The sequence below is a fragment of the Clostridioides difficile ATCC 9689 = DSM 1296 genome (assembly GCF_001077535.1).
Taxonomy (GTDB): domain Bacteria; phylum Bacillota; class Clostridia; order Peptostreptococcales; family Peptostreptococcaceae; genus Clostridioides; species Clostridioides difficile.
The window spans coordinates 3,930,016-3,949,266 of the sequence record NZ_CP011968.1; the positions used below are offsets into that span (position 1 = coordinate 3,930,016).

General features: G+C 28.9%; 18 protein-coding genes. 1 reads left to right on the top strand and 17 read right to left on the bottom strand.

The window, feature by feature from the left end; all coding sequences use genetic code 11:
- Positions 1 to 72 precede the first annotated feature (72 nt).
- The 3 genes from glmU to purR form a co-directional block, all read right to left on the bottom strand.
- Entirely contained in the window at positions 73 to 1,452 is a 1,380-nt protein-coding gene (glmU, locus tag CDIF1296T_RS18240) for a bifunctional UDP-N-acetylglucosamine diphosphorylase/glucosamine-1-phosphate N-acetyltransferase GlmU (RefSeq protein ID WP_009898727.1), read from the bottom strand.
- Between the two features lie 212 nt (positions 1,453 to 1,664).
- On the bottom strand, positions 1,665 to 1,943 hold the full coding sequence (spoVG, locus tag CDIF1296T_RS18245) for a septation regulator SpoVG (RefSeq protein ID WP_003421453.1): 279 nt from the start codon (positions 1,941 to 1,943) through the stop codon (positions 1,665 to 1,667).
- 155 nt (positions 1,944 to 2,098) lie between these two features.
- Positions 2,099 to 2,977, bottom strand: a complete 879-nt coding sequence (purR, locus tag CDIF1296T_RS18250) for a pur operon repressor (protein ID WP_003425934.1) — start codon at positions 2,975 to 2,977, stop codon at positions 2,099 to 2,101.
- A gap of 218 nt (positions 2,978 to 3,195) precedes the next feature.
- Between purR and murC the strand changes: the two genes are divergently transcribed.
- Entirely contained in the window at positions 3,196 to 4,548 is a 1,353-nt protein-coding gene (gene murC, locus CDIF1296T_RS18255) for a UDP-N-acetylmuramate--L-alanine ligase (RefSeq protein ID WP_003425936.1), read from the top strand.
- A gap of 54 nt (positions 4,549 to 4,602) precedes the next feature.
- On the opposite strand, the gene CDIF1296T_RS18260 is transcribed toward murC, so the two are convergent.
- The 14 genes from CDIF1296T_RS18260 to CDIF1296T_RS18325 form a co-directional block, all read right to left on the bottom strand.
- Positions 4,603 to 5,400: a hypothetical protein gene (locus tag CDIF1296T_RS18260; RefSeq protein ID WP_003425938.1), complete on the bottom strand. Its 798-nt coding sequence runs from the start codon at positions 5,398 to 5,400 to the stop codon at positions 4,603 to 4,605.
- A 69-nt stretch (positions 5,401 to 5,469) separates the two neighbouring features.
- On the bottom strand, positions 5,470 to 6,366 hold the full coding sequence (locus tag CDIF1296T_RS18265) for a cation diffusion facilitator family transporter (protein ID WP_003437893.1): 897 nt from the start codon (positions 6,364 to 6,366) through the stop codon (positions 5,470 to 5,472).
- A gap of 185 nt (positions 6,367 to 6,551) precedes the next feature.
- Entirely contained in the window at positions 6,552 to 7,667 is a 1,116-nt protein-coding gene (locus CDIF1296T_RS18270; protein ID WP_009898730.1) for a M20/M25/M40 family metallo-hydrolase, read from the bottom strand.
- Between the two features lie 150 nt (positions 7,668 to 7,817).
- Positions 7,818 to 9,080 carry a hypothetical protein gene (locus CDIF1296T_RS18275; protein ID WP_009898731.1) on the bottom strand — a complete coding sequence of 421 codons (1,263 nt, stop codon included), beginning with the start codon at positions 9,078 to 9,080 and terminating at the stop codon, positions 7,818 to 7,820.
- Between the two features lie 65 nt (positions 9,081 to 9,145).
- A complete protein-coding gene (gene rsmA, locus CDIF1296T_RS18280; protein WP_003437899.1) occupies positions 9,146 to 10,015 on the bottom strand; it encodes a 16S rRNA (adenine(1518)-N(6)/adenine(1519)-N(6))-dimethyltransferase RsmA in 870 nt (289 codons plus the stop codon).
- 170 nt (positions 10,016 to 10,185) lie between these two features.
- Complete coding sequence (gene rnmV / locus CDIF1296T_RS18285; RefSeq protein ID WP_009898732.1) at positions 10,186 to 10,716, bottom strand: ribonuclease M5; 531 nt, start codon at positions 10,714 to 10,716, stop codon at positions 10,186 to 10,188.
- A 191-nt stretch (positions 10,717 to 10,907) separates the two neighbouring features.
- Positions 10,908 to 11,975: a putative 2-aminoethylphosphonate ABC transporter substrate-binding protein gene (locus CDIF1296T_RS18290; protein WP_009898733.1), complete on the bottom strand. Its 1,068-nt coding sequence runs from the start codon at positions 11,973 to 11,975 to the stop codon at positions 10,908 to 10,910.
- A 163-nt stretch (positions 11,976 to 12,138) separates the two neighbouring features.
- Positions 12,139 to 12,255: a hypothetical protein gene (locus tag CDIF1296T_RS20135; protein WP_009892091.1), complete on the bottom strand. Its 117-nt coding sequence runs from the start codon at positions 12,253 to 12,255 to the stop codon at positions 12,139 to 12,141.
- Between the two features lie 483 nt (positions 12,256 to 12,738).
- Complete coding sequence (locus CDIF1296T_RS18300; RefSeq protein WP_009892094.1) at positions 12,739 to 13,806, bottom strand: putative 2-aminoethylphosphonate ABC transporter substrate-binding protein; 1,068 nt, start codon at positions 13,804 to 13,806, stop codon at positions 12,739 to 12,741.
- Positions 13,807 to 13,817: 11 nt separating this feature from the next.
- On the bottom strand, positions 13,818 to 15,506 hold the full coding sequence (locus CDIF1296T_RS18305) for a putative 2-aminoethylphosphonate ABC transporter permease subunit (RefSeq protein ID WP_009898736.1): 1,689 nt from the start codon (positions 15,504 to 15,506) through the stop codon (positions 13,818 to 13,820).
- 17 nt (positions 15,507 to 15,523) lie between these two features.
- Positions 15,524 to 16,519 carry an ABC transporter ATP-binding protein gene (locus tag CDIF1296T_RS18310; protein ID WP_003435855.1) on the bottom strand — a complete coding sequence of 332 codons (996 nt, stop codon included), beginning with the start codon at positions 16,517 to 16,519 and terminating at the stop codon, positions 15,524 to 15,526.
- Complete coding sequence (locus CDIF1296T_RS18315) at positions 16,520 to 17,356, bottom strand: PHP domain-containing protein (RefSeq protein WP_009894043.1); 837 nt, start codon at positions 17,354 to 17,356, stop codon at positions 16,520 to 16,522.
- A 3-nt stretch (positions 17,357 to 17,359) separates the two neighbouring features.
- Positions 17,360 to 18,529, bottom strand: coding sequence for an alpha-D-ribose 1-methylphosphonate 5-triphosphate diphosphatase (locus CDIF1296T_RS18320; protein ID WP_009898738.1), 1,170 nt, complete (start codon positions 18,527 to 18,529; stop codon positions 17,360 to 17,362).
- Positions 18,530 to 19,243: a phosphonate C-P lyase system protein PhnL gene (locus CDIF1296T_RS18325; protein ID WP_009892101.1), complete on the bottom strand. Its 714-nt coding sequence runs from the start codon at positions 19,241 to 19,243 to the stop codon at positions 18,530 to 18,532. It abuts the gene before it with no gap.
- Between the last annotated feature and the right edge of the window lie 8 nt (positions 19,244 to 19,251).

A 19,251-nucleotide genomic window follows, 5' to 3' on the forward strand; every position in this document is an offset into this window, starting at 1 on the left:
TTAAAATACTAATGAATATAATTTATAATAATTTCGAGCTAAATTTTTTAGCCAAAATAATAAACTACATAATTACTTACTTTGGTCGTCTTTTTGATTCTTTTTTTCTACCCATCCTTCTTTGATAACTTGTCTTTCTCTTGCTATTGCCAAAGCACCATCTGGGACATCATGTGTTATTGTTGAACCTGTTGCTATATATCCTTTTTCTTCTACAACTACTGGTGCAACTAAATTAGAATTTGAACCTATAAACGCATTGTCTTTTACTATTGATTTAAATTTATTTTTACCATCATAGTTTACAAATACTACTCCACATCCAATATTTACATTTTTACCGACATGTGCATCTCCTATATAAGAAAGGTGAGATGCTTTTGAGCCATCTTCTATAATAGCATTTTTTACTTCTACAAAATCGCCTATTTTTACATTATTTCCTAAGTCACTCTTTGGTCTTAAGTATGCATATGGCCCAACAGTAGAATTTTCTCCAACCTTACTATCAATTATAGTTGAATTTTTTATTTCTGTACCATCACCTATTTCTGAATTTGTTATAGATGAATTCATTCCAATTATACAATCTGAACCTATCCTTGTTTTTCCTTGTAACATAACACCTGGATATATTATAGTATCATTGCCTATCATAACATCAGATTCTATATAGGTAGAGTTAGTGTCTATTATAGTTACTCCATTTACCATATGAGATTCATTTATTCTTCGTCTCATAATTTCTTCTGCCTTTGATAATTCTACTCTTGAGTTAACGCCCATAAGTTCTTCAATAGTTGAACCTGCAAATGCACCAACTTTTAATCCTTTATCTCTCATTATTTTAGCAGTATCAGTTAAATAATATTCACCTTGTGAATTGTTATTATTTAGCAAATCTAGTGCTTCTCTAAGACTCTTTCCATTAAAACAATAAATTCCAGAGTTTATCTCACTTATCATCTTTTCTTCTGAATTTGCATCTTTTTGTTCCACTATTTTAAGAAGGTCACCCTTCTTATCTCTTATTATTCTACCATAACCTGTTGGATTTCCAACTCTTGTTGTAAGAACTGTAGCATGATATTTATTTTCTATATGATATTCAAATAGTCTCTTTAGTGTCTCTTCTTTTATAAGTGGAGTATCTCCACAAAGTACAACTATTGTATCTTCATCATTAATATATTCTTTAGCCATCTTTACAGCATGTCCTGTCCCAAGTTGTTCTGTTTGCATGGCTATTATAATTTCTTCTGCAAGCTTTTCTTTAACTACATCAGCTTCATGTCCTAAAATCACGACAGTATCTTTTACCCCTGATTTTTTTGAAACATCTATAATATGGTTAACCATTTCTTTTCCACATACTTTATGTATAACTTTTGGGTATTTAGACTTCATTCTTGTTCCTTTGCCAGCAGCAAGGATTATAGCTTTAAAGTTCATTGATACACTCCATTCAATCTAATTTAATTTTATTCGTATTATTCTCTTAATCAATATACATTATAATACATTTATCTAACAATTTGTATACAACATATACATTATCACTAATAATATAGCACTTTTTTACTAAAAAGTACATATTTTAATAGAAATTCTACATTTAAAAAGAGCCTAAATGTTCGGGCTCTCTCCATTTTATATATTTATTATTATTCAGCAGCTACTTCCCATTGAACTAATGCTTCATGATACGCTTGTAAAACTGCATCTTCTAAAACTTGTCTCATTTCTGCATTTATTGGATGAGCTATATCTCTGAAATTTCCTTCGCCTACTTTTCTGCTAGGCATTGCTATAAATAGCCCATTATGGCCTTCTATAACTTTTATATCATGCACTACAAACAAATTATCGAAAGTTATTGAAACTATACATTTCATCTTACCTTCTTCTGTTAATTTTCTTACTCTTACGTCAGTTATCTTCATACCAAAATATCCCCCTTTGATTTTGACAGAAATTAATTTATATTAAAATTATTATCGCTGGAATAAATTAATATAAACTGTTTTTTAAATAATTCTATGAACAACTAGGGATATCCTCTTTTTATTTTTACATATTTTTCTAAATATTTTTTTTATTAATCTTCATCTATCTCAAATTCAAATTCTGAATCTTCTTCTTCGTCTAAATCTTCATTTCTATATTCATCTTTAAAAGTCTTTAAGTTTGGTTCTACTACTATTTTATCTCCATTAACATCCAATTGAATCAATGAAATATAATCTTTTACCATTTTTTCTGAAGGATTCGTTGTAGATATGAATACTCCAGTACCTATAACCTCTGCACCAAATTCATTCATAAGGTCTACCATTCCTTTTATAGTACCTCCACCCCTCATGAAATCATCTATAATTATAACTTTACTATCTGGTTTAAGAGCTTTTCTTGGCAAACTCATACTTTCAACTTTAGAACTGTTTCCACTCACATATGTCATGCTAAGTGTAGGACCTTCTGATACCTTTATATCTTTTCTTATTATAACTAGAGGTAAATTCATAGCTTTTGCAGTCATAAGTGCCATAGGTATACCTTTTGTTTCCATTGTCACAACATAATCTGCATCTACATACTCAATATTTGATGCGAATATCTTTCCTATCTTAGCAGCTATTGTAGGGTCGTAAATTAGGTCAATCAAGTATAAAAAACCACCAGATAGTATTCTAGACTTGTCACATATTCTCTCGCATAATTCCATTAAGAACTCTGCATTTTCTGCTATAGAAGTTTTAGGTATATATTTTACTCCTCCTGCTGCTCCTGAAATAGTTATAACTTTACCTAAATGTAGCTTCTCAAATACATTTTTTACAACTAATAAATCTTCACTTATTGTTGATTTTGCTGCATTAAATTGATTTGTAAAATAACTTAAAGTATATATTTTATTTGGATTATCAGACAGTATTTTAACTATTGCTCCAATTCTCTCTGTTCTTTTAAATTTCATTATTATTTCCTCCTACAAGTACCTTTATATAACGTTAAACTAACTAATGCATAACAATTCTTATTGTGGTATAATATTACTTATGTTTTATTATATTCAAAAATAAAATACATATAATATTATATGCATATTAATTATAAAATATTGAACATTATATTATTATACCACAGAAATAGTTCATATTGTAGGACTTAATTAAAAAGAAAGGTGGTTTTATTATGAATATACACTTTATAGGAATTGGCGGTATCAGCATGAGTGCATTAGCTGAAATATGTATCAATAAAGGTTATCAAGTTTCAGGTTCGGATTCAAACGAATCATACCTATTAGACAAACTTAGGGACCAAGGGGCAACTATTTATATTGGTCAGAAAAAAGATAATATATCAGATGATGTAAATATGGTTGTTTATACAGCAGCAGTTCATCCAGACAATGAAGAACTTGTGGCTGCTAAAGAAAAAAATAAATTGGTAATGAACAGAGCAACTTTTTTAGGCCAAATCATGAGGGAATATAAAAATTCTATAGCAGTTTCTGGAACACATGGAAAAACTTCTACAACATCTATGTTATCTACAATCTTTGAATATGCAGACTTAGACCCAACTATACTAGTTGGTGGTAACTTAAGTATGATAGGTGGTAATGTTAAGATAGGTAATTCCAACCACTTTATAACTGAAGCATGTGAATATGTAGATAGTTTCCTTAATTTTAACCCAAAGATATCTATAGTTTTAAATGTTGAAGAAGACCATCTTGATTATTTCTCTGGAATAGATGAAATCAAGGCTTCTTTTAACAAATTTGGAAAATTATTACCCCCAGAAGGCTATTTCATAATAAATGGCGATGATGAAAATATTGATGACATATTGTATGATGTTAAAGCTACTATTATAAAATACGGCAGAGATTCTGACAATGATGCTGTAATAAAAGATATTCACTTTGACAATAGTGGTCATGGAATATTTAGAATAGAATATGAAGGAAGAGATTTAGGAGAATTTGAACTTTCTGTATATGGTCTTCATAACATATACAATGCTTCTTCTGCCATAATGGCAGCTCTTGTTTCTGGTATTGACTTAGAGACTATAAGAAAAAATATAAAAATTTATAAAGGTGTCGGAAGAAGATTTGAAACTAAAGGGTACTATAAGAATGCTTTAGTAGTAGATGATTATGCACATCATCCAACTGAGTTAAAAGCAACTTTAGCTGCTGCCAAAAAATTAAAAAAATCAACTTTATGGTGTATCTTCCAGCCACATACTTATACTAGAACAAAATCTCTTTTAGGTGAATTTTCAGAGGCATTCTATGCTGCTGATAAAGTTATCATAACAGATATATATGCTGCTAGGGAAAAAGACCCAGGAGATATACATTCTAAGGACTTGGTTGAGAAATTATATCAAAACAATGTAGATGCCATCTATATAAAAGAATTTGAAGATATAGTAAAATACTTACGTGAAAATGTTAAGGATAATGATTTAGTAATAACTGCTGGTGCTGGTCCAATTTATAAGGTTGCAGACTTGTTGGTTGAAAAATAATATATAAAATAATTTAGGCTATCAAATATCTAATTTGATAGCCTTCTTAAAGTCTTATTTCTTTCCAATTTCAAATATCTCATTTTTAAGGTAATCAAATAAACTTGTATGAACCTCATAGTAAGATACATTTTTCTTAGAAGTAACTTTTACATAATCTTTTCCCATTGTATCAACTTTTACATCAAAATTATCACCTTTTATATTTATAGTAAAATTATAGTCACTTCTTTCCTTACTTTTCTCAGGTTGAACTTTTCCTACAACCCTCTTTGAAATCATCTTATGTGCTAAATCATCAAATTTCCATCTATGAACTTTTTTAATTTCTTTTCCATGAGTTATAGTAACCTCTTTCCAATCTTTATAATGACTTAAAAGGTCAAACGAAGTATATATACTCTCATCTAAAAGTTTCTTAAAAGCATCCTTAGAACTAACTGGTACTTTATAATATTCTTCTTTATTTACAGTATATACTCTAAAAAAGTTAAGGTCAGTAGAAAATTTAACTCCATCATCAGAATAACCTTCATAAACTGCTTCGTAAGAAGAAGTAGTATTTCTTACTTTCTTAAAATCTGAGAAAAATAACTTTATTTCATCCCACATATCTTCTTCAATTTTTATGTTTTCTATATTTTTATCTGATATATAAACCTTCTTCTTCTCTTTTATTTGAGTCCTTAAAGACCTATTATCTTCTTCTTCTTTTTCTACCTTCTTTGGCACTTCACTTTTATCCTTTTCCATGTTTATTCCTATTCTAAAGGATATAAAGTATATTATAAAGAAAACAACTACTCCTATTAATATTGCAGCTTTTTTCTTTAGTTTTCTTTTCTTGCTCATTTAACCACCCCTAGAGTTTATAATCATAAAACAATTATATAACTTTTTATACTTTTTTTTAAGTTTTAATTAATTATTACACTTATTTCCTTGGCAATTAGTACATGGTTCAACGTGAACTGTTATGCCTTTTACAAATTCCATATGTTTTATTATATGTTTTTCAAGCTTGGTAGCAATATCATGACCTTGCTTAACTGTCAAATTTTCATCCACACATATAGTCAAATCTACATATGCCATAGCTCCATGTTTTCTAGTCTTTATATCACCAAGATTTTTAACACCTTCTGTATCTGCTACAATAAATTTTAATTCTTTTATCTCTTCTTCATCAACTGAAACATCCATCAATTCATTAACAGAACTTATAAGTATACTAATTCCTACTTTAGCTACAAATATAGCCACTACAACTGACGCAATTGGGTCTAATGGTTTAAACCCTAAAATAGAACCACCTATACCTATAAAAGCAGCTACTGAAGATAAAGCATCTGACCTATGATGCCAAGCATCAGCTTTTAGGGCTGGTGAATTTATCTTTTTAGCAACTTTTATTGTTATTCTATATTGATACTCTTTTATCAGGATTGAAATAACTGATACTACTAATGGTAATATTGATGGAACACTTAATGCATCTAAGTTAAATAAAGATTTAATTGCCTCTATACCTATTGTTATAGAAACGAAAATAAGCAATATTGATAACACAAATGATACTAATGTCTCTGCTTTCTCATGACCATAATTATGCTCTCTATCTCCAGGTCTAGAAGATACATAATTGCCTATTAGTACTCCTATAGAACTTATAATATCTGATGCTGAATGTAATCCATCCGCAATCATAGCGCTAGAATTACCAATAACACCAGCTATAACCTTAATTATTGTTAATACTATATTCCAAAGTATTGATTGTATTGTTATTTTATTTGCTTCTTCATACCTTGTTTCCATATTTATTCCTCCCTTATGAAACAATCTAAATATTATTAAGAACCTACATTTGAACATAAATTAAACACTCTCTTATATGCAAATGTATACTCTTTGCTTTCAATAGAGATTATCAATCTTCTATAAAATGAAAAATCACCTAGCTTAAGCTAGGCGATATATATATTATACACTATTATTTAAATTTATGCTTCCTTTATTATCTCCACTACCATTTTAGCAGAATCATATAAGTCTTTTATAGCTATATGTTCACTTAGTGTATGAGCATTTTTCATACCAATTCCTAAAGTTATAGCTTCGATACCATTCTTACTTAATATATTTGTATCACTACCTCCTCCTGTAGATTCAGTATGACCTTCTATACCTAAGTTTGAAAAAGCCTTCTTTGCAAGTTTTATTATTTCAGAATCCTCACTAACATCTATTGGTGTGTATGCTCTATTGACATCTATCTCAATTTGAGCTCCAAAATCTTTTGCAGCTTTTTCAAAAGTCTCTACCATGTGTTTAGTTTGAACATCTAATTTGTTTTCTTTTAGACTTCTGGCTTCTGCAATTATATTAACTTCTCCTGTTACTATATTTGTAGCTGTTCCACCGTTTATAATTCCTATGTTAGCAGTTGTTTCTTCGTCTATTCTAAGTAAATTCATATTTTCTATTGCTCTGGCAGCTACCATTATAGCACTTATTCCAGCTTCAGGTTCAAGACCTGCATGAGCAGTCTTTCCTAATATCTTAACATTTATTACATCTTGTGCAGGAGCTTTTACTATTATTTCACCTGGAGAACCACCACTATCTAATATAAATGCATATTCAGAATCTATTTTTCCATAGTCTAAATTTTTAGCTCCAACTAATCCACATTCCTCACATATAGAGAATACAACTTGTATATCAGTATGTTCTATATTATTTTCATTTATATATCTTAAGCCTTCTAATATAGCTGCTATACCTGCTTTATCATCAGAACCTAATATTGTAGTACCATCACTTTTTATTATTCCATTTGCTTCATCCACTATAGGTTTTACCCCTATACCTGGAGTTACTGTATCCATATGTGAACTAAATAATATTTTCTTTCCTTCTTTATTTCCTTTTAATGTAGCTATTATATTACCAGTTTCTCCATTTGCTTTTTCACCAGCATTGTCTATTACTACTGAACAACCTATTTCTTCTAATTTTTTAACTAATACTTTAGCAACATTCCCCTCTTTTAAAGATAAACTATCTATCTGTACTAATTCAAGAAACTCATTTAAAATTCTTTGCTCGTTTATCATAATTTTCCTCCATAATATAATAGGTATTTCAAGATATATTGTAGTGTAATATTTAAATATTATCAATAGTTTTTAAAGTTTTGTACTACATTTCATTAATTTTTTCAGTAAAATAAGAATTGAGTCTAAATTTTTTCATTTTTATTATTTTTACCTAACTATATTTCTTTGTCTAGAATCTATAAAACATAGCCAATATCCTAAACTATTTGTTCTATTATCACAAGCTTGATATCTTAAAAATCCTGTGCTTCCATTGTCTGGCTGTTCATTTCTATTTCCTGGGATAGCATAAATATAATGTTTTCTCTTATTATATTCATCATACTGAACTCCAAATAAATAGTGTCTGTATTTATATGAATGTAAAACTGCATCACTATACATAGTGTAATTCAATACGTTTAAATATCCTAAATAAGGCATTGTATATCCACACAGTGTTGTAGGATTTATCTCTATTTTCCACCATCTTGTCTTATCTATATAATCTGTTACAAAAGGTTTTACTTCTTTAAATAATTTCAAACCTTTTTTTATTTGTCTTGGCATAAGTAATGTACTGGTTTGTTTATTTCCACTCTCTCCTTGACTTACTCCATTAGCTCTTTTTATTTTTTCAATATTATTCTGATCTTTTTGAACTTTCTTTGATTTAGTAGGTTTTGAGGAAACAAACCTATCTTCTTCTCTATTTACTTCAAAAACTTCTTCTTCCTCTTCTTCTTCATCATATTCTATGTCTATATATTCTTCCTGTACTTTAACCCTATTATAATTTTCTATTTCCTTATAATTATTGAACTCTTCTATTTCCTCATCACTAGAATCTTCTACTTCCGTTCTTGCTTTTAACTCTCCTTCTTCAATATCTTCATCATCTTCCCAATAGTCTTCATACTCATCTTCATCATATTCTTCTATAATATATTCTTCTTCACTACCTTCGTCTCTATCACTTTCCTCATTATCCTCTATCTCTTCGTCTTCTTCTTCCAACTCTTCATATTCTTCATATTCTTCTTCCTCTACCTCTTGAAATAATATGTCCTCATAATTTTCAAGCTTATTTCCTTTAAATCCAATTAAAGGTATATTTCTTTCATACAATAATGCAATACCTTTTATCTCATCATCATAATCTTCTAAATCTAAAACAAATTCACCTCTTCCTTGTTCATTTAAAATTATATTTCCTAAGTCTATTAATCCATGGTCATCTTTTATTGCTACTGCTTTATACCCATCTTTAACATATTTTAGATTTTCTACATATAATGCAATAATTGCTTTTTCATCATTTACTTCAACTTTTGCAAAAGCTTTTGGCAGTACTCGTTCTTTGTATCTAAAGTTTATGTCTTTAGCTTCTAGTATTATATAGTCTCTTTTAAACTTTCTTTTAGAACCCACTGCAATCCCCCCTTAACACAGTTTCTCTAAACAATATATGTTAACAAAATTAAAAAAAGTACCTTCTATTTAGAAGATACTTTTGTATTTATTATATTTGAAAGAACTGAAAACTCTTCTATACTAAGAGTTTCACCCCTTCTTTTTTCGTCTATATTAGCTTCTTTTAATACTTCTCTTATTTCATCTTTATTAAGAAAACCAAGACCTCCCAACGAATTAAGAAGAGTTTTTCTTCTTTGTCCAAAGGATGCTTTTACTGTTTTAAAAAATATGTCTTCATTATGAACATCATATTTTCTTTTATCTCTTACATGTAAACCTATAACTGTGGAATCTACATTTGGTTGTGGTATAAACATATGTCTTGGAGCTTTTGCCACAATCTCTGTATCACAATAGTATTGAACAGCTATAGATAATGCCCCATAATCTTTAGTACCCGGAATAGCATTCATTCTATCTGCAACTTCTTTTTGAACCATGACTACTATGTCTGTTACAGGTATGTCTTCCTCTAAAAATTTCATAACTATTGGAGTAGTTATATAATATGGAAGATTTGCTACAAGCTTAACTGGCCCACCATTTAATTTATCTTTTACTAATTCCTGTATGTCTACTTTTAGTATATCTTGATTTACAACCTCTGTATTATCTAAATCTGACAAGGTATCTTTCAATATAGGAATTAGATTTCTATCGATTTCTATAGCCACTACTTTTTCTGCTATTTTACCCATCTCACGAGTAAGAGTTCCTATACCAGGTCCTACTTCTATGATATTATCTCCTCTTGTGATTCTAGCTCCAGATAAGATTTTATCAATTATATTACTATCTATCAAGAAATTTTGACCTAAAGACTTTGAAAATTTAAAATTATATTTTTGTACTACTTCCTTTGTTGCATTATGTGAAGATAGTCTATCCATTATTTACTCCTTTTTAACTTATTTTGATATTTAATTTTATTAATTATACTTATTTATATGTATTTACATTGATTTAAAATAAGGTATATATTATAAATAATTTATCTTAAATTAACCGTAATTCCACAATTTATTTTATATACATATTTTTCATACATTAAACATTACGTTTAGATTTGTTTTAATGCATCTATAAATTCTTCTCTTTCAACTCCATAATTATTCAATCTATTTAAAAATTGTTTTGCATTTCCATATCCAATTCCAAGTATTTTTCCAAGTGCATCTCTTCTAAGTGATGCTTCTTCATTACCTATAAGACCATTTCTAATTAAGTCAACTTGCTTAAATTCATATCTTTTTTCTGTATTTTCAGTTCTAACTTTATTCAGAGCTGCTATTATACTTTGAGGAGTAGCATTCTCAATACCTATATCTCCATCCTTTTTAGCTTCCTCTCTCGGTAGAAATGCATGTTTACATCCTGGAACTTCTGATGCTATTTTTTTTCTTATTTTTTCACCTGCAAAATCTGGGTCTGTAAATATTATAACACCACGTCTTTCATTAGCAGCTTTTATACGCTCCATTACACCTTTTGGAAATCCAAATCCACCTGTAGTTATAAGTTCTGCATCTATTGCTCTCTTAACTGCTGTAACGTCATCTCTACCCTCTACTACTATTATTTCTTTTATCATATAAATTCACCTTTTATTCGTTTTTAGTTTTTCTTTACATCTCTTTATTTTAAGGTTTTTATTTAATTTAATCAAGGTACTAAACTATTTATTTTTATATAGAAATATGCATTTTAAATAAATATATCAAAAGAGCCTAGATATAAAACTTATATTCTAGGCGCTTTTTGTACTAAATTTTATTGTAAGGCTTAGCTCTCTTTTTCTGTCTTTCCATCATATTTTTCTATCCATTTATTTAGTATAGCCTCTCTATTTCTTGCTGCTGATTTTAAATCATTATCTATCATCTGTTCTAATGGATTCTTTGGAAATCCTTCTGGCACCGGATTTCCCGTGTCAATTGTAGTAACTGCAAAATTCTTAGAATACTCATTCATTGCATCTTTACTTATAGCCCAATCTAAAAATACTTTTGCTGCTTCTTTTATATTATCTTTTTTCACAAGTGCATTTGATTCTATCTCCCATCCAGAACCTTCTTTTGGAAATACTACTTCTACTGGATAACCTTCACCTTTTAACTTTATACCTCTATTTCCAAAAGATATACCAATGGGATATTCTCCTGAAGCTGCTAATATAGCTGGCGCTGAACCAGACTGAGTGTATACACCAATATTTTTATGTAATTTATCCATGTACTGCCATGCTTTTTCTTCACCCATAATTTGTATGAGTTCTGATACTGTTAAATATCCTGTTCCTGAAGAAGCTGGACTAGGCATAGATATAAGATCTTTATATTCTGGCTTTATTAAATCTTCATAAGAACTAGGAGCTGATATATTTTTAGCTTTTAATTCTTTAGTATTTACTGTTATACCAGTCATCCAAGCATCTATTCCAACCCAAGAAGGAACTTTCTTATCATCTTTAAATGCAGGATTTACCTTATCAAAGCCTTTCGGAGCGTATGGCTCTAGCATTTCTTTGTCATCTAAAATTATCAAACTTGTAGCTGCAACACCCCATAACACATCTGCTTTAGGATTATCTTTTTCTGCTAATAATCTTGCTGTTATACCTCCTACTGATAATCTAAGTACATTCAATTTAATATCTGGATATTTCTCTTTAAATGTAGCTAAGTATGTATCTATACTATCTTCCTCAATTGCTGTATAAACTGTTAACTCTCCTTTTGTCTTATTATTAGACTTTAAGTTTGAACCTGATGAAACATTACTACATCCAGTTATTACACTCAATAAAAGTGTTGATAATATTCCCAAAGAGACTAACTTCTTAAATTTCATTTTTACCTCCCTTATTCAACTTCTTTTTGTTGCCATTTTTATGTCTTGGTTTTTAATTTTTTTATTATCAATTCATACAAAAGTTTTACTATTATATTTGTTAAAAGCACTAATACTGCCATAACAGCTGATGGTCCTATATACAACACTATATCATCTAGCTTTAGTTTTTATATCGATACGGTCTGAGTTTGAGGTCTATAATTTCTTTGAAATCTCTATTAAATTCTACCCTTATATCTTCTGGTCTAATTGCTATCATGTTTATATCATCATCCATAAAATCTATTGCTCCTATAAAATCAGCTACTCCTAGAGCTAACCTGAGCTTAAATAATTCTTCTCTAGTTAAATATTCTTACTTCCAATTTTAAGTTATCCAGAAACAATTTACCTTTTATTTTTCTCTTTTTTATAATATATAACAAACTGCTCAAATTAAATTATATATATATATCTTTTTAATAATCGCTCAATATTTTATTTACTTTAGTTTATAATTATTTAATATCTTATTTACTTTATATATAACATCTATACTTTAATAATGAAATTAAAATATACTATTTTAAACTGTAGTATATCTATTTCTAAATTAATCTCTAAAAATAAAAAATATACCATTCAAACTGAATGGTATACTTACTCTATACATTTTTATAGAATATTCACTTTTCTTGACCTATATTATTCTCAACTTATATTATTATAATAAAATCTACTTAAAAAAATTTTTCTTTTTACTCCATTTGTATAGTTTTACTTAACTCTCTTTTTCTGTCTTACCATCATATTTTGATATCCATTTATTTAGTATATCTTCTCTATTTTTTGCTGCTGATTTTAAATCATTATCTATCATTTGCTCTAATGGCTTTTTAGGGAATCCTTCTGGTATTGGATTTCCTGTAGAAATAGTAGTAACTGCATAGTTTTTAGAGTATTCGTTCATTGCATCTTTACTTATAGCCCAATCTAAAAATACTTTTGATGCTTCTTTTATATTATCTTTTTTCACAAGAGCATTTGCTTCTATATCCCATCCAGAACCTTCTTTTGGAAATACTACTTCTACTGGATAGCCTTCCTCTTTTAACTTTATACCTCTATATCCAAAAGATATACCAATAGGATATTCTCCTGAAGCTGCTGATGTAGCTGGAGCTGAACCAGATTGAGTGTATACACCAATATTCTCATGTAACTTATCCATATACTGCCATGCTTTTTCTTCCCCCATAATTTGTATAAGGGCTGATACTGTTAAGTACCCTGTACCAGAAGAAGATGGATTAGGCATAGATATAAGACCTTTATATTCTGGCTTTATTAAATCTTCGTAAGAACTAGGAACTGGGATGTTCTTATCACTTAATTCTTTAGTGTTTACTGTTATACCTGTCATCCAAGCATCTATCCCAACCCAAGAAGGAACTTCTTTATCATCTTTAAATGCAGACTCTATTTCTTCAGAACCTTTTGGAGCATATGGTTCTAACATCCCCTGGTCATCTGCAACCAATAAGCTTGTGGCTGCAACTCCCCATACAACATCTGCTTGAGGATTATCCTTTTCTGCTAATAATCTTGCTGTTATATCTCCTGTTGATGCCCTAACAATATTTAATTTAATATCTGGATATTTCTCTTTAAATGTAGCTAAATATGGCTCTATACTATCTTCTTCAATTGCTGTGTAAACTGTTAAATCCCCTTTTGTCTTACTATCAGACTTTGAATCTGAACCTGATGAATCAGTACTACATCCTGTTATTACACTTAATAAAAGTGTTGATAATACTCCTAAAGAAACTAGCTTCTTAAATTTCATTTTTACCTCCCCTATGCAACATCTTTTTGCTGCCATTTTTGTGTGTTATTTTTTAATTTCTTTGTTACAAATTCGTACAAAAGTCTTACTATTATATTTGTTAAAAGCACTAATACTGCCATAGCAGCTGATGGTCCTATATATCCTATCTCATCTAACTTTAGTATTGATATTGATGCAGTCTGAGTTTGAGGTGTATATAAAAATATTAATGCTGAAACAGTAACCATTGAATTTACAAAATAATATACTACTATTTCAAGTATTGATGTTATAGACATTGGAACTGTTATATTAAAAAATACTTTATAGAATGGAATATTTATGGATTTTGCAACTAATTCATACTCTTTATCCAACATTTTTAAAGATGAATTTGAGGTTATAAAACAAACTGAATAAAAATGAACTACATTTACTATAACTAATATTGCTGTACTTCCATATAAAAAATTTAATGGATTACTTGCTGAGTTAAAAAAAGTTATATATGATATACCTAAAACTAAGCCAGGTAAGGCCATTGGTATCATTGATAAAAGGTAAGCTGTTTGTCTTAATTTAGGAAACTTATCCACCTTTTCTATCATATAAGCACTAAAAAATACAAATATAGTTCCAAATATTGCTGTTAAAGTTGATATTTTCAAACTGCTTAAGTATGTTTTTATTCCACTTCCCAAAATACCTTTAAATGTATAGTGTTCCATTGTAAAGCTTAAATTATATGGCCATAACTTTATAACTGAACCTATAACTGAAACGAATATTAAAATAAAAATTAGCAATGTTATAAAACTACATACTATTAAAAATACTCTATCTCTAAACTTATTTTCCTTAATCTTATATGGCATAGACTTTGCAGTTATGGTCATACCTTGTTTCTTACTTGCCATCTTATCTAATGTAAATGCTATTAGTACAGGAATTAACATTACCATAGAAACAGTAGCTCCCATTGGTATGTTAAATTGTCCAACTACTTGTTTATATATGTCAGTGGCCAGTACATTGTAGTTTCCTCCAACTACCTTAGCTGCTCCAAAATCTGTAAATGCAAGTATAAAGGATACAAAGAATGAACTAAGTAATGAGTACTTTATACCAGGAATTGTTATTTTGCAAAATTTCTTAAATTCACTAGCACCCAAGCTATCTGCTGCTTCATAAAGTCTGTAATCAGCCATCGAAAGTGCTACAGATAATATTAAAAAAGCTTGTGGAAATGTAAATAGAATTTGAGAAATAATTATTCCTAATGGACCATATAGTGGTACTTCCAGACCCATGGTTGTAAAGATTCCCTTATTTCCAAAAAGGTATATAAGTGAAATACCATATAACATAGTTGGTGCAAAAAGTGGAAACATTCCCATAGTTTTAAAAAAATCTTTAAACTTTATGTTTGTTCTTGTTATTGCGTATGAATATATAAATGCTAAACATAGTGATATTAAAGATGAGACTGTAGATACAAAAATTGAATTTTTAAATGATGCTATAAGACTTGGATTTTCAACATATTTACTAAAATTTGAAATTCCTATAAAATTTCCACTTGTATCCATAAATGCATTTTTTAATAATGATACTAATGGAAATAATATAAATACTATTAGTACAATTACCGAAAAAATCAAGAAATATTTTTGTATTGTGCTATCACTTATTCTTCTTTTATTTTTTGATGTTATCATTTATTCACCCCTAGCTATTAAGCACATCCCTCTGATTTATATTGTACAATTCCTTCTTTAGGTATCTTAAAGTTTATTTTAGAACCTATGCACAGTTTCATTTGTTCTGCAACTTTGGAAACTACATCTAATTTCATTTGCTTAGAACGATACTCAACTGTAATTCTATAGTTAAATCCTCTAAATTCGATATCTAAAATTTCTCCCACTTTTATATCCTTATCTTTAGAATCTCTGTTAGACTCTACTTTTATATCTTCTGGTCTAATAGCTATCTTATTAATACCATCATCTATAAAATTTATTGTTCCTATAAAATCAGCTACAAAAGGTGTTTCTGGATTTTTATATACCTCCTTTGGCGTTCCAACTTGTATTATTTCTCCTCTATTCATAACAACCATCTTATCAGCTAAACAAAGAGCTTCTTCTTGGTCATGCGTTACCATTATAGTTGTAATGCCTAGTTTTCTATGTAAACTTCTAATCTGCTCCCTAAGTTTAAGTCTTACTTTTGCATCTAATGCAGATAAAGGTTCATCAAGAAGTAAAAAGTCTGGCTCTAAAGCAATCGCACGAGCTAATGCAACCCTTTGTTGTTGTCCACCTGATAATTGTGATGGATATTTTTTCTCATATCCACTTAATTCTACAACTTCTAGAACTTCTTTAACTTTTTTATCAATATTAGATTTACTTATGTTTTTATTTTCTAGTCCAAAGGCTATGTTTTTGTAAACATTCATATTTGGAAATAATGCATATGATTGAAAAACTATACCAAAATTTCTACTTTCAGGTGGTGAATTAGTCATATCCTTATCATTTATTATTATTTTTCCACCATGTTTATCCTCAAGCCCTGCAATTATTCTAAGTAGTGTACTCTTTCCACAACCACTTGGACCTAGTAAACAAATAAACTCTCCTTTTTCAATATCAATAGATATGTCTTTTAACACCTTAACTTGTCCATAACTTTTACCTACATTTTTTACTTGTAAAAAAGACATTTATAATACCCCTCCTAAAGCTAACCTAAACTTAAATAAATCTTCTTTATTTAAGCTCTTGCTTCCAAGTTCATAATTATGTTGAGAATAAAATCCGTGGTAATCTGAGCCTCCTGTGACCACTAGATTATACTTCTTAGCATAAGAAAGCGACTCTTTTTCTAGTTCTTTGTTGTGAGATGGATGATATACTTCTATTCCATCTAATCCTACTTTTACCATCTCTTCAATAGCGCTAAAATTATCCATTTGACCTGGGTGAGCTAGCACACAAATTCCACCAGAATTTTTTATAGCTTTTATTGCATCTCTGTAATCCACATATTTTAAAGATACATATACCTTGCCGTTTCCTCTATGAAACAATTCTTTATATAGACTTGAATATATATTATCTGTATACCCTTTATCTATAAGAGCTTTCATTATATGTTGTTTAAATATTCCAGTCTTTGATGAATATTTCTTTACATCTTCCAAAGATATTTTGTATCCTAAATCTATAATTTTATTTACCATCTTAACAGATGCTTTATGTCTGTCACATACCATTGGATTGCACAAATTTTTTATTTCTTGACTGTTTAAATCTATGTTATATCCAAGAATATGAACTCTTTTTCTATTTTTATAATCATATGCTGAAATTTCTATACCTGGTATTATTGTTATTCCATAATGCTCTCCAAGCACAAGAGCTTCATCCAATCCAGATAATGTGTCATGATTTGTTATTGCTAAGATATTTATATTCTTTTCTGCTGCTTTTTTTATTATTTCTTCAGTAGTAAAATTATTATCTGATATACTTGTATGACAATGTAACTCTGTTAGCAATCTTTATACCTCCCTTTTATAAACTGTTTTTCCATTTACAATAGTATTTACAACCTTTGGATATTCACTATCAATATCTACTAAAACTAAATCTGCTTTTTTATTTTCTTTTATACTACCTCTTTCATCATATATACCAACTGCTTTAGCAGGATTTGAGGTAAATAAACTGACTGCTTTATTTAAATTATTTATTCTTTCTGCAACTATACACATAGACTTTATCATAGCTGATGGAAGATAATCCGAACACACAATGTCACAACAATCTTCCAATATAGCATCCATTGCTTTTAAATTGTTATTATGAGATTTACCTCTTACAATATTCGGTGCACCTAAACAAGTTAGAACACCCAATTTCTTTGAATGTTTTGCAACTTCAAGAGTTATAGGAAATTCAGATACATTTATGCCTATATTTTTTATGAAATCCATTTTTTCTAATGTATCATCATCATGTGATGCAACATTTATATTTTTAGTTTTGGCTATACCTATAATATTAGCTATTTTATTCCAATCTAAATTATCATGCAGATTTACTAAATCATCTAACCATGTATCTACATAATTTTCTGTAACTCCCCACACTTTAGTAGCATACTCTTTATAAAATGTTGGATTTGTATACTGACCTTGTCCTGGAGAATGGTCCATTATTGATAAGTAGTCTATTTTATTTTCATCTAATAGTTCTAAAACCTTTTCTAAACCTTCATAATACAACACTTCATATCTTAAATGAACTTTATGATTTATGCTCTTACTATCTATATTTTTATATGAATCAATATTTTTAATCATCTTTAAAGAGTTATCAATACTTCTAACTCCTACTCCATCCCCTAAAGATATAGAATGATAAACTGTAGTTATTCCATTTGAAGGTAGTTTTTTATCTAGTTCATAAAATGCCATATTAAATGGTAATAATGTACTTGGTCTTGGCTCTATTTCCTTTTCAATGGCATCACTGTGAATATCTATAATACCAGGTATTACATATAAGTTTTTTGCATCTATTATTTCATCTATCTCATTAAAGTCAAATGCGTAATCAATCTTATCATTTGATACTTTTTTTATTGTATCTCCCTCTATGATTAAATGACCATTTTCTAAAATCATATCTTCTAATACAATATTTGCATTATGAATTAGTTTTATCATCTAGGCTACCCCACTTTCACTTATAGTCCCTTTTGCCATAGTAAAGGTCTTATCTATAACAGTTTCCATAAACTCTATATCATGAAAAATTCCTATCATTGTAGTTCCTTGACTTTTAAGCTCCAACATTTTTTCTTTTACATATATTTTAGATTGATTATCAAGTGATGCAGTTGGTTCATCAAGTAACAAAAGTCTAGGCTTTTTAACCATAGCTTGAGCTAAATTTAATCTTAATTTTTCTCCACCAGAAAAATTATTTGGATACGCATCCCATAAATTTTCCTTTATTTCAAATTGGTTAAGTATATCTTTTGCCATATCATACGAACAATCTTTTTCAAACCCACTCTCAATTAAAGAATGTACTACCAGTTCAATTGCAGTTATTCGTGGAAGTGTCTTTAAAAACTGTGATACATATCCTATTTCTTTCTTTCTAAGATTTATCATTTCTCGGTCTCCAATTTTAGCCAGGTCTACATTACCATATATTTCTGAATTAAAAATTATTTCTCCAGTTGTTGGTATATATGTTTTATAGATACTTTTTAATATGGTAGACTTACCTGCTCCAGATTTACCTATTATTCCTAAAAACTCACCTTTTGAAACTTCAAAACTTATATTACTACATGCCGTTATAGTCTTGTTCAATGCATGTAACTCAAAGTCTTTACTAAAATTATTTACTTCAAGTATAGTTTCTTTCATTTTATTAA

Bases quoted from the DNA above. Each gene is read 5' to 3' on its own strand.
- rnmV (WP_009898732.1), bottom strand. From the start codon at position 10,716: ATGATAAAAGAAATAATAGTAGTAGAGGGTAGAGATGACGTTACAGCA.
- CDIF1296T_RS18260 (WP_003425938.1), bottom strand. From the start codon at position 5,400: ATGAGCAAGAAAAGAAAACTAAAGAAAAAAGCTGCAATATTAATAGGA.
- spoVG (WP_003421453.1), bottom strand. From the start codon at position 1,943: ATGAAGATAACTGACGTAAGAGTAAGAAAATTAACAGAAGAAGGTAAG.
- CDIF1296T_RS18320 (WP_009898738.1), bottom strand. From the start codon at position 18,529: ATGATAAAACTAATTCATAATGCAAATATTGTATTAGAAGATATGATT.
- rsmA (WP_003437899.1), bottom strand. From the start codon at position 10,015: ATGGATAGACTATCTTCACATAATGCAACAAAGGAAGTAGTACAAAAA.
- CDIF1296T_RS18290 (WP_009898733.1), bottom strand. From the start codon at position 11,975: ATGAAATTTAAGAAGTTAGTCTCTTTGGGAATATTATCAACACTTTTA.
- CDIF1296T_RS20135 (WP_009892091.1), bottom strand. From the start codon at position 12,255: ATGGATGATGATATAAACATGATAGCAATTAGACCAGAAGATATAAGG.
- murC (WP_003425936.1), top strand. From the start codon at position 3,196: ATGAATATACACTTTATAGGAATTGGCGGTATCAGCATGAGTGCATTA.
- CDIF1296T_RS18270 (WP_009898730.1), bottom strand. From the start codon at position 7,667: ATGATAAACGAGCAAAGAATTTTAAATGAGTTTCTTGAATTAGTACAG.
- purR (WP_003425934.1), bottom strand. From the start codon at position 2,977: ATGAAATTTAAAAGAACAGAGAGAATTGGAGCAATAGTTAAAATACTG.
- CDIF1296T_RS18305 (WP_009898736.1), bottom strand. From the start codon at position 15,506: ATGATAACATCAAAAAATAAAAGAAGAATAAGTGATAGCACAATACAA.
- CDIF1296T_RS18325 (WP_009892101.1), bottom strand. From the start codon at position 19,243: ATGAAAGAAACTATACTTGAAGTAAATAATTTTAGTAAAGACTTTGAG.
- CDIF1296T_RS18300 (WP_009892094.1), bottom strand. From the start codon at position 13,806: ATGAAATTTAAGAAGCTAGTTTCTTTAGGAGTATTATCAACACTTTTA.
- glmU (WP_009898727.1), bottom strand. From the start codon at position 1,452: ATGAACTTTAAAGCTATAATCCTTGCTGCTGGCAAAGGAACAAGAATG.
- CDIF1296T_RS18265 (WP_003437893.1), bottom strand. From the start codon at position 6,366: ATGGAAACAAGGTATGAAGAAGCAAATAAAATAACAATACAATCAATA.
- CDIF1296T_RS18310 (WP_003435855.1), bottom strand. From the start codon at position 16,519: ATGTCTTTTTTACAAGTAAAAAATGTAGGTAAAAGTTATGGACAAGTT.